Origin of the sequence: Rivibacter subsaxonicus (assembly GCF_004217215.1) — a bacterium.
Taxonomy (GTDB): domain Bacteria; phylum Pseudomonadota; class Gammaproteobacteria; order Burkholderiales; family Burkholderiaceae_C; genus Rivibacter; species Rivibacter subsaxonicus.
Map to the genome: position 1 here is coordinate 155,936 of NZ_SHKP01000006.1, position 14,040 is coordinate 169,975.

13 protein-coding genes are annotated in these 14,040 nt (G+C 69.6%); 10 read left to right on the forward strand and 3 right to left on the reverse strand.

Annotated features, from left to right (window positions below):
* Positions 1-48: 48 nt before the first annotated feature.
* From EV670_RS10680 to EV670_RS10720, 9 genes are read left to right on the forward strand one after another with little or no spacing between them, the layout of a single operon-like run.
* Positions 49-2,403, forward strand: coding sequence for a bifunctional salicylyl-CoA 5-hydroxylase/oxidoreductase (locus EV670_RS10680; RefSeq protein WP_130431874.1), 2,355 nt, complete (start codon positions 49-51; stop codon positions 2,401-2,403).
* A gap of 11 nt (positions 2,404-2,414) precedes the next feature.
* Positions 2,415-3,200 carry an SDR family NAD(P)-dependent oxidoreductase gene (locus tag EV670_RS10685; protein ID WP_242616920.1) on the forward strand — a complete coding sequence of 262 codons (786 nt, stop codon included), beginning with the start codon at positions 2,415-2,417 and terminating at the stop codon, positions 3,198-3,200.
* Positions 3,197-3,733, forward strand: a complete 537-nt coding sequence (locus EV670_RS10690; RefSeq protein ID WP_130431878.1) for a MarR family winged helix-turn-helix transcriptional regulator — start codon at positions 3,197-3,199, stop codon at positions 3,731-3,733. The genes EV670_RS10685 and EV670_RS10690 overlap by 4 nt, the downstream gene beginning before the upstream one ends.
* Positions 3,733-4,593, forward strand: a complete 861-nt coding sequence (locus EV670_RS10695) for an enoyl-CoA hydratase family protein (protein WP_130431880.1) — start codon at positions 3,733-3,735, stop codon at positions 4,591-4,593. Before EV670_RS10690 ends, EV670_RS10695 begins: the two co-directional genes overlap by 1 nt.
* Positions 4,594-4,607: 14 nt before the next feature.
* Positions 4,608-5,786 carry an acyl-CoA dehydrogenase family protein gene (locus EV670_RS10700; protein ID WP_130431882.1) on the forward strand — a complete coding sequence of 393 codons (1,179 nt, stop codon included), beginning with the start codon at positions 4,608-4,610 and terminating at the stop codon, positions 5,784-5,786.
* A gap of 19 nt (positions 5,787-5,805) precedes the next feature.
* Positions 5,806-7,434, forward strand: a complete 1,629-nt coding sequence (locus EV670_RS10705) for a benzoate-CoA ligase family protein (protein WP_130431884.1) — start codon at positions 5,806-5,808, stop codon at positions 7,432-7,434.
* On the forward strand, positions 7,434-7,910 hold the full coding sequence (locus tag EV670_RS10710) for an acyl-CoA thioesterase (protein ID WP_130431886.1): 477 nt from the start codon (positions 7,434-7,436) through the stop codon (positions 7,908-7,910). The genes EV670_RS10705 and EV670_RS10710 overlap by 1 nt, the downstream gene beginning before the upstream one ends.
* Positions 7,910-8,314: a RidA family protein gene (locus EV670_RS10715; protein WP_130432790.1), complete on the forward strand. Its 405-nt coding sequence runs from the start codon at positions 7,910-7,912 to the stop codon at positions 8,312-8,314. Before EV670_RS10710 ends, EV670_RS10715 begins: the two co-directional genes overlap by 1 nt.
* 18 nt (positions 8,315-8,332) lie before the next feature.
* Complete coding sequence (locus EV670_RS10720; RefSeq protein ID WP_130431888.1) at positions 8,333-9,514, forward strand: acyl-CoA dehydrogenase; 1,182 nt, start codon at positions 8,333-8,335, stop codon at positions 9,512-9,514.
* A gap of 8 nt (positions 9,515-9,522) precedes the next feature.
* Here the strand turns inward: EV670_RS10720 and EV670_RS10725 are convergent, their stop codons facing one another.
* Complete coding sequence (locus tag EV670_RS10725; protein WP_130431890.1) at positions 9,523-9,852, reverse strand: cupin domain-containing protein; 330 nt, start codon at positions 9,850-9,852, stop codon at positions 9,523-9,525.
* 194 nt (positions 9,853-10,046) lie between these two features.
* Between EV670_RS10725 and EV670_RS10730 the strand changes: the two genes are divergently transcribed.
* Positions 10,047-12,938 (forward strand): adenosylcobalamin-dependent ribonucleoside-diphosphate reductase, encoded by a 2,892-nt coding sequence (locus EV670_RS10730; protein WP_130431892.1) that lies wholly within the window; start codon positions 10,047-10,049, stop codon positions 12,936-12,938.
* Positions 12,939-12,993: 55 nt separating this feature from the next.
* Here the strand turns inward: EV670_RS10730 and EV670_RS10735 are convergent, their stop codons facing one another.
* Positions 12,994-13,308, reverse strand: coding sequence for a BON domain-containing protein (locus EV670_RS10735; RefSeq protein WP_130431894.1), 315 nt, complete (start codon positions 13,306-13,308; stop codon positions 12,994-12,996).
* Between the two features lie 62 nt (positions 13,309-13,370).
* Positions 13,371-13,940 carry a ferritin-like domain-containing protein gene (locus tag EV670_RS10740; protein WP_130431896.1) on the reverse strand — a complete coding sequence of 190 codons (570 nt, stop codon included), beginning with the start codon at positions 13,938-13,940 and terminating at the stop codon, positions 13,371-13,373.
* Positions 13,941-14,040 lie beyond the last annotated feature (100 nt).

Here is a 14,040-nt window from a genome sequence, read left to right on the forward strand (position 1 = left end):
CAGGAGCCCTCGGCACCCGGCCGGCGATCTCGTCCCGCAGGAGCGTTCATGAAAATCGTTTGCATCGGTGGCGGCCCCGCCGGCCTGTACTTCGGACTGCTGATGAAGATGCGCAATCCGGCGCACGACATCACGGTGGTCGAGCGCAACAAGCCCTACGACACCTTCGGCTGGGGCGTGGTGTTCTCCGACGCGACGATGGACAACATGCGCCAGTGGGATCCGGTCACGGCGGCCGAGATCGAGCAGGCCTTCAACCACTGGGACGACATCGAGCTCGGCTTCAAGGGCGAGGTGATCCGCTCCGGCGGCCACGGCTTCGTCGGCATCGGCCGCAAGAAGCTGCTCAACATCCTGCAGGCGCGCTGCGAGCAGCTCGGCGTCAAGCTGGTCTTCGAGACCGATGTCGAGTCCGACACCGACTACCCCGACGCCGACCTGATCATCGCCAGCGACGGCATCAACTCGCGCATCCGCACCAAGTACGCCGAGGTCTTCAAGCCCGACCTCGTGGTGCGGCCGAATCGCTTCATCTGGCTCGGCACCAACAAGCTCTTCGACGCCTTCACCTTCCTGTTCGAGAAGACCGAGCATGGCTGGTTCCAGGCCCACATCTACAAGTTCGACGAGAAGACCACCACCTTCATCGTCGAGTGCCCGGAGTCGGTCTGGCTCGCGCATGGCCTGGACAAGGCCGACCAGGATCAGTCGATCGCCTTCTGCGAGCAGCTGTTCGCGAGCAATCTGCAGGGCGCCAAGCTGATGACCAACGCGCGCCACCTGCGCGGCTCGGCCTGGCTGAACTTCCAGCGCGTCAAGTGCGAGCAATGGTCGCTCTACAACGGCCGCAGCCACGTGGTGCTGATGGGCGACGCGGTGCATACCGCGCACTTCGCGATTGGCTCGGGCACCAAGCTGGCGATCGAGGATGCGATCGAGCTGACCCGGCTGTTCGGCGAGATGGGCGACGGACCCGACCAGATTCCCCATGTGCTGGAGCGCTACCAGACGCTGCGCAACGTCGACGTGCTGCGCCTGCAGAACGCGGCCTGGAACGCGATGGAGTGGTTCGAGGTCTGCGGCACGCGCTACTGCGACCAGCTCGACGCACCGCAGTTCATGTACTCGATGCTCACGCGCAGCCAGCGCATCAGCCACGAGAACCTGCGCCTGCGCGACGCCAACTGGCTCGGCGGCTACGAACGCTGGTTCGCCGAGCGCGCCGGTATGCAACTGGCCGACGGCGAGGCCGCGCCACCGCCGATGTTCACGCCCTACACGGTGCGCGGCCTGAGGTTGAAGAACCGCGTCGTCGTCTCGCCGATGGCGCAGTACTCGGCGGTCGACGGCGTCGCCGGCGACTACCACCTGGTGCATCTGGGCGCGCGCGCAATGGGCGGCGCCGGGCTGGTGTTCTGCGAGATGACCTGCGTCAGCCCCGAGGCCCGCATCACCGAGGCCTGCCCCGGCCTGTATCGGCCGGACCATGTGCAGGCCTTCAAGCGCATCGTCGACTGGGTCCACGCCAATACCGACGCCAAGTTCGCGCTGCAACTCGGCCATGCCGGCGCCAAGGCCTCGACCCGCGTGCCCTGGGAGGGCATCGACCAGCCGCTGGAATCCGGCAACTGGCCGATCGTCTCGGCCTCGCCGCAGCAGTACCTGGAAGGCATCAGCCAGGTCTCGCGCGCGATGACGCGGGCCGACATGGATGAGGTCAAGGCCCAGTTCGTTGCCGCCACCCGCGCCGCGGCCGACATCGGCGTCGACTGGCTCGAACTGCATTGCGCCCACGGCTACCTGCTGTCGAGCTTCATCTCGCCGCTGACCAACCGGCGCGACGACGAGTACGGCGGCAGCCTCGCCAACCGGTTGCGCTATCCGCTCGAGGTCTTTGCGGCGATGCGTGCCGTCTGGCCGCAGCAGCGGCCGATGTCGGTGCGCATCTCGGCCCACGACTGGGTGGAGGGCGGCATCACGCCGGCCGACGCGGTGGAGATTGCGCGTGCCTTCAAGGCCGCCGGGGCCGACCTGATCGACTGCTCCTCGGGCCAGGTCAGCAAGAAGGAGAAGCCGGTCTACGGCCGCATGTTCCAGACCCCGTTCGCCGACCGCATCCGCCAGGAGGCCGGCATCGCCACCATCGCGGTCGGCGCGATCAGCGAGGCCGATCACGTCAACAGCATCATCGCCGCCGGCCGTGCCGACTTGTGCGCGGTGGCGCGGCCGCACCTGGCCAACCCGGCCTGGACCCTGAGCGAGGCCGCCAAGATCGGCTACACCGCGCTCGCCTGGCCCAAGCAGTACCGCTCGGGCAAGCAGCAGATGGAAGCCAACTTCCAGCGCGAGAAGGCGCAGGCCGCGATGGCGGCGCTGTCGCCGGTACGCGCGGCGGAGGCTTGATGGTGGGCGCCGTGAATCAACCAACGACTGCCGGTCTGCAGGACCGCCACGCGCTGGTCACCGGCGGTGGCAGCGGCATCGGCGCCGCGATCGCGCTCGCGCTGGTGGCCGCCGGTGCCCGCGTCACGGTGCTCGGCCGTCGGCTCGAGGTGGTGCAGGCGCTCGCCAGCAATCAGCCCGAGCGGCTGCACGCGGTCGGCGCCGACGTGGCCGATGCCGGACAGGTGACGACCGCCTTCGCGTCGGCGCGCGAGCGCTTCGGCCCGCTCGCGATCCTGGTCAACAACGCCGGCCAGGCCGCGAGTGCGCCCTTCCTCAAGACCGATGCCGAGCTCTGGCGCCAGATGATCGACGTCAACCTCGGCGGCACGATGCTGTGCACCCAGGCCGCACTGCCCGACATGCTGGCCGCCGGCTGGGGCCGCGTCGTCAACGTCGCCAGCACCGCCGGGCTGACCGGCTACACCTATGTGTCGGCCTACTGCGCCGCCAAGCATGGAGTGATCGGCCTCACGCGCGCGCTGGCGCTGGAGCTGGCGCGCAAGGGCATTACCGTCAACGCGGTCTGCCCCGGCTACACCGAGACCGAGATCCTGCGCGAGAGCATCGCCAACGTGATGGCCAAGACCGGTCGCAGCGCGGAGGAAGCGCGCGCCGGCTTCGCCGCCGGCAACCCGCAGGGCCGCATCGTGCAGCCCGAGGAAGTGGCCGATGCGGTGCGCTGGCTGTGCGGCAATGCGGCCGCGGCGGTCAATGGGCAAAGCATCCCAGTCTGCGGCGGCGAGGTGCTGAAATGAGAACCGACGCCAGCCACGTGCTGCTCGACGACGCCGACGAACTCGGCCACGAGGCGCGCGCCGAACAGGGCGACCATGCCGCGCTCAAGCTCTGGCTGCGCATGCTGGCGTGCACCACGCAGGTCGAGGACGAGATCCGGCGCCGGCTGCGCACGCGCTTCGGCATCTCGCTGCCGCGCTTCGACTACCTGGCGCAGCTCTATCGCCAGCCCGAGGGGCTGAAGATGGGTGAGCTGTCGCGCTACCTGATGGTGACCGGCGGCAACGTCACCGGCCTCACCGACGAGCTCGAGCGCGACGGCCTGGTCGTGCGCGAGAGCAGCCCGACCGACCGCCGCGCCTGGATCGTGCGGCTCACCCCCAAGGGCCGCAGCGGCTTCGAGGCGATGGCGCAGGAGCACGAGCAATGGATCCTGGAGCTCTTCGCCGGGCTCGATCCCAAGGCCGTGCAGCAGCTCTACAGCCAGCTCGGCGCGCTGCGCGTGCAGCTGGTGCGGCAGCAGGAACAACCACAGATATCCGAGGAGAAGTGATGAGTACCGAGACCCCGCGCCTCGATCCGGCCCTCGCGGCCGGCAACCGTCGCCCCGCCGCTGGCTACCGCGCCACCCATTTCAAGTGGCAGCTCGACGAGGGCGTGGCCACCATCACGCTGAACCGCCCCGAGCGCAAGAACCCGCTGACTTTCGAGTCCTACGCCGAGCTGCGCGACCTGTTCGGCCAGCTCAAGTACGCCGACGACGTCAAGGTGGTGGTGATGGCCGGTGCCGGCGACAACTTCTGCTCCGGTGGCGACGTGCACGAGATCATCGGCCCGCTGGTGCGGCTGAAGGCGCCCGAGCTGCTGATGTTCACCCGCATGACCGGCGACCTGGTCAAGGCGATGCGCGGCTGCCCGCAGCCGATCGTCGCGGCGATCGACGGCGTCTGCGCCGGCGCCGGCGCGATCATCGCGATGGCCTCCGACCTGCGCCTTGGCACCGCGCGCAGCAAGACCGCGTTCCTGTTCAACCGGGTCGGCCTGGCCGGCTGCGACATGGGTGCCTGCGCGATGCTGCCGCGCATCGTCGGCCAGGGCCGCGCCAGCGAACTGCTCTACACCGGGCGTTCGCTCGGTGGCGAGGAGGGCGAGCGCTGGGGCTTCTTCAACCGGCTGGTCGCTCCCGAGGCGCTGCAGGCCGAGGCCGCGGCGCTGGCGCGCGATCTGGCGGCCGGCCCCACCTTTGCCAACGGCATCACCAAGACCATGCTGCATCAGGAGTGGGCGATGACCATCGAGCAGGCGATCGAGGCCGAGGCCCAGGCGCAGGCGATCTGCATGCTGACCGAGGACTTCACGCGCGCCTACGAGGCCTTCGTCGCGCGCCAGAAGCCGCGCTTCGAAGGCAACTGAGCAAGGGCAACGCGATGAGCGACACCAACTACCTCGACTGGCCCTTCTTCGAGCCGCGCCACGCCGAACTGGCGCGCGCGCTCGATGACTGGAGTCGCACGAACATTTCCTTCGAGCATGGTCACGACGTCGATGCCGAATGCCGGGCCCTGGTGCGCAAGCTGGGCCAGGGTGGTTGGCTGGCGCACGCGGTCGGCGGCACCGCCGTGGGCGGCGCGGGCGAGGCGATCGACACCCGCTCGATCTGCCTGATCCGCGAGACGCTGGCGCGCCATTCCGGCCTGGCCGACTTCGCCTTCGCGATGCAGGGCCTGGGCTCGGGCGCGATCAGCCTGGCCGGCTCGGCCGAGCAGAAGCAGGCCTACCTGCCGCGCGTGGCGCGCGGCGAGGCGATCAGCGCCTTCGCGCTGTCCGAGCCCGAGGCCGGATCCGACGTCGCCGCGATGCAATGCGCGGCCCGCATCGACGGCGACCATGCCGTGCTCGACGGCGAGAAGACCTGGATCTCCAACGGCGGCATCGCCGACTTCTACGTGGTCTTCGCGCGCAGCGGCGAAGCGCCGGGCTCGCGCGGCATCTCGGCCTTCATCGTCGATGCCGGCACCCCGGGCTTCGAGATCGCCGAGCGCATCGAGGTCATCGCGCCGCACCCGCTGGCGCGGCTGCGCTTCACGAACTGCCGCGTGCCGCTGAGCCGCCGCGTTGGCGCGGCCGGCGAGGGCTTCAAGGTCGCGATGCGCACGCTCGACGTGTTCCGCACCTCGGTCGCCGCCGCCGCGCTCGGCTTTGCCCGCCGCGCGCTCGACGAGGCGCTGCTGCGTGCCACCACCCGCCGCATGTTCAACCAGACCCTGGCCGACTTCCAGCTGACGCAGGCCAAGCTGGCGCAGATGGCGACCACCATCGACAGTGCTGCGCTGCTGGTCTACCGCGCCGCCTGGCAGCGCGACCAGGGCCGGCCAGTCACGCGCGAGGCGGCGATGGCCAAGATGGCCGCCACCGAGGGCGCGCAGCAGGTCATCGATGCCGCGCTGCAGATGTGGGGCGGCATGGGCGTCGTCAGCGAGCAGCCGGTCGAGCGGCTCTATCGCGAGATCCGCGCGCTGCGCATCTACGAGGGTGCTACCGAGGTGCAGCAGCTCATCATCGCGCGCGAGTTGCTGCGCGATGTCACGTCCGCCAGTGCCAACTGAGCTCTAAGCGGAGATCGCCATGCCCAGCGCCCACATCGACACCTTCGCCCGCGACAACCTGCCGCCGCCCGAGCTGCAGCCGCAGTTCCTGTTCGAGCTGCCCGAACTGCACTGGCCGGCGCAGCTCAACTGCGCCACCGAGCTGCTCGACCGCCACGTGGCCGAGGGCCGCGGCGAGCGCCTGTGCATCCAGGCTCCCGGCCTGCGCTGGACCTACGCCGAGCTGCAGGACAAGGCCAACCGCATCGCCAGCGTGCTGGTCCACGAGATGGGCGTGGTGCCCGGCAACCGGGTGCTGCTGCGGGCTCCGAACAACCCGATGCTGGCGGCCTGCTGGTTCGCGGTGATCAAGGCCGGCGCGATCGCGGTGGCGACGATGCCGCTGCTGCGCGCCAAGGAGCTCAAGGCCATCATCGACAAGGGCCAGGTCACGCATGCGCTGTGCGACCTGAACCTGGCCGAGGAAATGCAGGAGGCAGCACGCCAGTGCCCGGGCTTGGCGCAGCTGCGCTTCTTCCACGGCAACGGCGTGGGCAACGGCGATGGCGCCGACGGCCTCGAGGCCCTGATGCAGCGCCACGACGGCCGCTTCGACAACGTCGCCACGGCGGCCGACGACTGCTGCATCTTTGCCTTCACCTCCGGCACCACCGGCGTGCCGAAGGCGACCATGCATTTCCATCGCGACGTGATGGCGATCTGCGCCTGCTGGCCGCCGCATGTGCTGCGGCCCGTGGCCGACGATGTCTTCATCGGCAGCCCGCCGCTGGCCTTCACCTTCGGGCTCGGCGGCCTGCTGCTGTTCCCGATGGCGGTCGGTGCGTCGACCGTGCTACTCGAGAAGGCCGGCCCGCCGCAGCTGCTCGAGAGCGTCCGCGAGTTCGGCGCCACCGTGCTGTTCACCGCGCCGACCAGCTATCGCACGCTGGCGCCTAGCGGCGCCGAGTTGCGCCGCACGCCGCTGCGCAAGTGCGTCTCGGCCGGCGAGGCGCTGCCGGCCTCGACCCGCGCGCTGTGGCGCGAGGCGACCGGCATCGAGCTGATCGACGGTATCGGCTCGACCGAGATGCTGCACATCTTCATCTCGGCCGACGAGGCGCATGCCCGGCCCGGCGCGACGGGCAAGGCGATCCCGGGCTACGAGGCGCGGGTGGTCGACGACGCCGGCCGCCCGGTCGCGCCGGGCACCGTCGGCCATCTGGCAGTGCGCGGCCCCACGGGCTGCCGCTACCTGGCCGACGAGCGCCAGAAGGTCTACGTGCGCGAGGGCTGGAACCTGACCGGCGACGCCTACCTGATGGACGGCGACGGCTACTTCTTCTACCAGTCGCGCACCGACGACATGATCATCTCGGCCGGCTACAACATCGCCTCGCCCGAGGTCGAGGAGGCGCTGATGCTCCATCCGGCGGTGGCCGAGTGCGGCGTGATCGGCGTGGCCGATGCCGAGCGCGGCCAGGTGGTCAAGGCCTTCGTCGTGCTGCGTTCGGGGCACAGCGCCGACGCGGCGATGGCCAAGACGCTGCAGGACTTCGTCAAGCAGACCGTCGCGCCCTACAAGTACCCGCGCCAGCTGGTCTTCGTCGACAAGCTGCCGCGCACCCAGACCGGCAAGCTGCAGCGCTTCAGGCTGCACGAGGTCGAGTGATGGCGCTGCCCGCCGCCACCCGCCTGAGCGCGCCCGAGCCGGGCGGCGCGGTCTTCGTGCAACGCCAGACCATCCGCTTCTCGCATTGCGACCCGGCCGGCATGGTGTTCTTTCCGCAGTACCTGGTGCTGCTCAACGGCCTGGTCGAGGACTGGTTCACGCTCGAACTCGGCATCGACTACGCAACACTGATCGGCCAGCGCCTGGTCGGGCTGCCGACGGTCTCGCTGCAATGCGAATTCGCGGCGCCGAGCCGCATGGGCGAGCCGGTCGACTTCAGCCTGCAGGTCGAGCGTCTCGGCGGGCGCTCGATCACGCTGGCGGTCGCCTGCCACGGCAGCGACGGCCAGTTGCGCATGCGGCTGCGCCAGGTGCTGGTCAGCACCGGCCGCAGTGACGACCGCACCATCGACATTCCACCCGACGTGCGCGCCGCCATCGCGCACTGGCAATCCAAGCGAGGGCAACAACCATGATGAAGATCCTGCAACCCGCCGGCTGGGCGCGCCCGCGCGGCTACTCCAACGGCGTGCTGGTCGAGGGCCGGCAGGTCTATGTCGCCGGCATGATCGGCTGGGACGCCGACTGCCGATTCCAGACCGACGAGTTGGTCGGCCAGGTGCGCCAGGCGCTGCAGAACATCGTCGCCGTGCTGACCGAGGCCGGCGCGAAGCCCGAGCACATCGTGCGCATGACCTGGTACCTGACCGACAAGCGCGAGTACCTGGCCGCAGGACGCGAGATCGGTGCCGCGTTTCGCGAGATCATCGGCAGCTTCAACGCGGCGATGACGGCGGTGCAGGTCAGCGCGCTGATCGAGGACCGCGCCAAGGTCGAGATCGAGGTCACCGCGGTGATCCCGAACACCTCTTCGAACTGAGAGACAAAGGAAACCGCCATGGCCAGCCAGAAAGCCTCATTCCACTGGGACGACCCGCTGCTGATCAACCAGCAGCTCAGCGACGATGAACGCGCCGTGCGCGACGCCGCCCAGGCCTACTGCCAGGAGCGCCTCGCGCCGCGCGTGCTGCAGGCCTTCCGCAACGAGAGCACCGACCCGGCGATCTTTCGCGAGATGGGCGAGCTCGGCCTGCTCGGCGCCACCATTCCCGAGGCCTACGGCGGCGCCGGCCTCAACTACGTCTGCTACGGGCTGGTGGCGCGCGAGGTCGAGCGCATCGACTCCGGCTACCGCTCGATGATGAGCGTGCAGAGCTCGCTGGTGATGGTGCCGATCAACGAGTTCGGCACCGAGGCCACCAAGCAGAAGTACCTGCCGAAGCTGGCCAGCGGCGAATGGATTGGCTGCTTCGGCCTGACCGAGCCCAACCATGGCTCCGATCCCGGCGGCATGCTGACCCGCGCGCGCAAGGTGGCCGGCGGCTACGAGCTGACGGGCAGCAAGATGTGGATCACCAACAGCCCGATCGCCGATGTCTTCGTGGTCTGGGCCAAGGACGAGGGCGGCCAGATCCGCGGCTTCGTCCTCGACAAGGGCGCCAAGGGCCTGAGCGCGCCGGCGATCCACGGCAAGGTCGGCCTGCGCGCCAGCATCACCGGCGAGATCGTGATGGACAAGGTGTTCTGCCCCGAGGAGAACGCCTTCCCCGAGGTGCGCGGCCTCAAGGGCCCGTTCACCTGCCTCAACAGCGCGCGCTACGGCATCGCCTGGGGCGCGCTCGGCGCGGCCGAGGACTGCTTCCACCGCGCGCGCCAGTACACGCTCGACCGCAAGCAGTTCGACAAGCCGCTGGCCGCCAACCAGCTGGTGCAGAAGAAGCTGGCCGACATGCTGACCGACATCAGCCTCGGCCTGCAGGGCTGCCTGCGCCTAGGCCGCATGAAGGACGAGGGCACGGCGGCGGTCGAGGTGACCTCGATCATGAAGCGCAACAGCTGCGGCAAGGCGCTCGACATTGCCCGCGTCGCGCGCGACATGCTCGGCGGCAATGGCATCTCCGACGAGTTCGGCGTCGCGCGCCACCTGGTCAACCTCGAGGTGGTCAACACCTACGAGGGCACCCACGACGTGCATGCGCTGATCCTGGGACGGGCGATCACCGGCATCGCGGCCTTCTGAGGGTCTCGTCAGGCGCCGAACAGCACCGTCACGAGCAGCGAAGCGTCGGTGACGGCGTTCACGGCGTGCGGTTCGCCGCCGGCCAGCATCACGAGCTGGCCGGCGCCGAGCCTGCAGCTGCGCGATGGGGTCGTGACCACGGCTTCGCCTTCGAGGCATTGCACGGTGACGGCACCGGCCACGCTGTGTTCGGGCAGGGCGCTGCCGGCCGGCAAGACCACGCGCATCAGTTGCAACGCCGGCGTCTTCAGCAGGCTGCTGGTCACCGTCCCGCGCAGGGCGGCACCGAGCGGGCGAACATCGATGATGTCCAGCGGTTGGGCGTGCGGCAATGCCATGCGGGCTCCCGGTCAGTGTGCCGGTGAAAACACCGGCCGTTGGGCTCAAGGCTAGCGGCTAGTGGCCAGCAGGGTCTTGCCCTGCATCGAGTGCAGAAAATGGGCTCGTAAGCTCTCATGAATCCTGACCCAGGTCAATGAACGGAGCCGGGCCGAGGTCTACCTTGCAAGCTCGAACCGGAGGAGACCCACGCATGCACCAGACCGACCAAGCCACGCCACGCACGCTGCACACCCTGCCCGCGCAGGACATCAGCGCAGAAGTGCTGCTGGAGAAGTACGCCAAGGGCGACGAACGCAGCGCCGAGGACGTGAACCAGCGCGTCGCGCGTGCGTTGGCGCAGGCCGAGCAGCCGGCCGATCGCAGCCACTGGGAGGCGCGCTTCGCGCAGGCGCTGCGGGCCGGCTTCGTGCCGGCCGGGCGCATCCAGTCGGCCGCCGGCACCGGGCTGTCGGCCACGCTGATCAACTGCTTCGTGCAGCCGGTGGGCGACTCGATCGCCCAGGTCGAGGACGGCCACCCGGGCATCTACACCGCACTGACCGAGGCCGCCGAGACCATGCGCCGCGGCGGCGGCGTCGGCTACGACTTCTCGCGCATCCGTCCGCGCGGCGCCTGGGTCGGCAGCACGCAGAGCAGCGCCTCGGGCCCGGTCAGCTACATGCGGGTCTTCGACCGCTCCTGCGAGACGGTCGAGTCGGCCGGCGCGCGGCGCGGCGCGCAGATGGGCGTGCTGCGCTGCGACCACCCGGACATCGAGGAATTCATCCACGCCAAGGACGCCGGCGACCTGAAGAACTTCAATCTCTCGGTCGGCGTGACCGATGCCTTCATGCAGGCGGTGCAGTCCGACGCCGAGATCGAGCTGGTGCACCGGGCCGAGCCCGGCGCGGCGCAGAAGGAGGCCGGCGCCTACCAGCAGGCGCAGGCCGGCGGTGGCGGGTCCTGGGTCTACCGCAGGCTGCGCGCGCGCGAGCTGTGGGAACAGATCATGCGGTCGACCTACGACCACGCCGAGCCCGGCGTGCTGTTCCTCGACCACATCAACCGCGACAACAACCTGTCGTACTGCGAGAGCATCGCGGCGACCAATCCTTGCGGTGAGCAGCCATTGCCACCCTACGGCTGCTGTTGCCTCGGCTCGATCGACCTGACGCGCTTCGTGCGCGAGCCCTTCGAGGACGGTGCGCACTTCGACGACGCGGCCTTCGCCGAGGTGGCGGCGGTCGCGACCCGCATGCTCGACAACGTGCTCGACGTGACCGTCTGGCCGCTGCCGCAGCAGCAGGAGGAGGCGCGCAACAAGCGGCGCATCGGCCTCGGCTTCACCGGCCTCGGCGACGCGCTGGTGATGCTGAACCTGCGCTACGACACCGAGCCCGCGCGCGCGATGGCGCGCCGCATCGCCGAGCTGATGCGCGACGCGGCCTACGCGGCCTCGGTCGAACTCGCGCGCGAGCGCGGCGCCTTCCCGCTGTTCAACGCCGACCTGTTCCTCAGCGGCACCACCTTCGCGTCGCGCCTGCCGCAGCCGCTGCGCGAACGCATCCGAACGCAGGGGTTGCGCAACTCGCACCTGCTGTCGATCGCGCCGACCGGCACCATCAGCCTGGCCTTTGCCGACAACGCGAGCAACGGCATCGAGCCGGCCTTCAGCTGGAGCTACACGCGCAGGAAGCGCATGCCCGACGGCAGCTTCAGGGAGTACGCGGTCGAGGACCACGCCTGGCGGCTGTACCGCCACCTGAAGGGCGAGGCCGCGGCGCTGACGCCGGCCTTCGTCACCGCGCTCGAGATGAGCGCGCAGGCGCACGAGGCGATGGTCGCCGCGGTCGCGCCCTGCATCGACACCGCGATCTCCAAGACCGTCAACGTGCCGGCCGACTATCCCTACGCCGAGTTCCAGAACCTCTACCTCGAGGCCTGGGCCTCGGGACTGAAGGGACTGGCCACCTATCGGCCTAACAGCGTGCTCGGCTCGGTGCTGAGCGTTGCCGCGCAGCCGGTGGCGCCGCTGCAGATAGAAGGCGCCAACCGCCGCCTCGCGCTCGAGCGGCTGCCGGCGCCGGTGCTGGCCTCGCTGCGCTGGCCGGGCCGGCCCGAGCTGCCCTCGGGCAACCCGGCCTGGACCTTCATGGTGCACCACCCATTCGGCGACTTCGCGCTGTTCATCGGCGAGCTCGCCGGCGCCGACGGCGGCCCGGCCCAGCCCTTCGAGGTCTGGGTCAACGGCGCCGAGCAACCGCGCGGGCTCGGCGCGCTGGCCAAGACGCTGTCGATGGACCTGCGCGCCAACGACGCCGCCTGGCTGCGGCTCAAGCTCGACGCGCTCGCCACGGTGGCCGAGGAGCGCGCCTTCGAGATGCCGTTCCCGCCGCACGGCGAGCGACGCCTGTTCCCGGGCGTGGTGGCGGCGACCGCGGCGGTGGTCCGCTGGCGCTGCGAGCAACTCGGGGCGCTGCCCGGCCGCGGCGGGCCGACACCGGTGATGGACGCGATGTTCAGCGTGGCCGAGCCGCAGACCGGGCCCTCGGGCACGCTGGCCTGGGCGGTCGACATCGACAACCCGGCCAGCGGCGAGGCCTTCACGCTGACGCTCAAGGAGGTCACGCTGCCAGGGCCGGACGGCGGCACCGTGACCCGGCCCTGCGCGCTCGGCTTCTCCGGCAACTACCCGCGTGCGCTCGATGGCCTGGCGCGGCTGCTCTCGCTCGACATGCGCGTGATCGACCCGGCCTGGATCGGCATGAAGCTGCGCAAGCTGCTCAACTACGCCGAGCCGCTGGGTCACTTCATGGCCTTCGTGCCGGGGTTGCCGCACGGCGAGCGGCGCCAGCAGACCTGGCCCTCGACGGTGGCCTACCTGGCGCGGCTGATCATCCACCGCTACGCGATGCTCGGCGTGCTCGACGAGGCGGGCTATCCGCTGCGCGACATGGGCGTGCTCGAGTCGGCCGGCGAGGCTGGCGAACAGGTCCGCGTGATGGCCGGCAAGGTCTGCGTCGAGTGCGGCAACGCGACCGTCATCCAGAAGGACGGCTGCGAGTTCTGCACCGCCTGCGGCGCGGTCGGGCAATGCGGCTGATGGCCTCGACGGCGCCGAGCGGCGCCGCCCTGAAGCCGCGGCCCGGCGGCCGCGATCAGCCGCGCACGGTGATCCCGTTCTTCACCGCCTTGACGCCCTTGACGTCGCGCGTGAGCGATTCGGCAGTGTTCTTCTCGGCAGCGCTCTTGGCAAAGCCCGACAGCATCACGGTGCCGTTGAGCGTCTCGACGCTGATCGCCGCCGCGTCGACGCTCTTGTCCTCGACCAGCTTGGCCTTGACGGCCGTGGTGATGGCGGTGTCATCGATGTAGGCGCCGACGGTCTGCTGGTCGCGCGTGACGGCGCAGCCGGGCAGGACGATGAGGGCCGTGGCGGCCAGCGTGGCGGCGAGGGTGGTACGCAGGAACATGGTGGATCTCCTTGTGGGTTCTGAGTTGCAGGGACGGGAAACGGATTGCGCGAGCCGGGGGCTCACTCCTCGAGCCAGTCGGCCAGTTCGTCGGCGTGCTCTTCCTCTTCGCGCAGGATGTGCTCGAGCAGGTTGCGCGTGGTCGGGTCCTTGTCGCCGATCAGGGCGATCATCTGGCGGTAGGTCTCGACCGCGACCCGCTCGGCCTTGAGGTTGGCGCGAACCATGGCCTTCAGGTCCGACGATTCGTCGTAGTCGGCGTGACTGCGCTTGCTCAAGGAGTCGGGCGAGAAATCAGGTTCGCCCCCGAGTTGCACGATGCGCCTGGCAAGGTCGTCGGCATGCGCCGCTTCCTCCAGCGCATGGACCATGAACTCCTCGGCAATCTTGGGCGAGGCCAAACCGTGGGCGGTGAAGTGGTGCCGCTTGTAGCGCAGCACGCAGATCAGCTCGGTAGCCAATGAATCGTTGAGCAGCTTGACGATGCGGTCGCGGTACGGACCGTAGCTTGGTGTCACGGCACCGTTGTCGAGGCTGCGCTTGGCCGCTTCGATGCTCTTGAGGTCGAGCTCGAAGCTGTCGGCTTCCTCGCGCGTCAGCGCGCGCACGTTGCCGGGGGTCTTGGTGTTCATCGGTCGGCTCCTTGTGGCACTGTGGTGTGCCGTGAGGAGACTCTAGGTTCGTGCTCGTACCCGGAGCATCGGAGCGGGCCGGCTTGCGGTGTAGGACGGC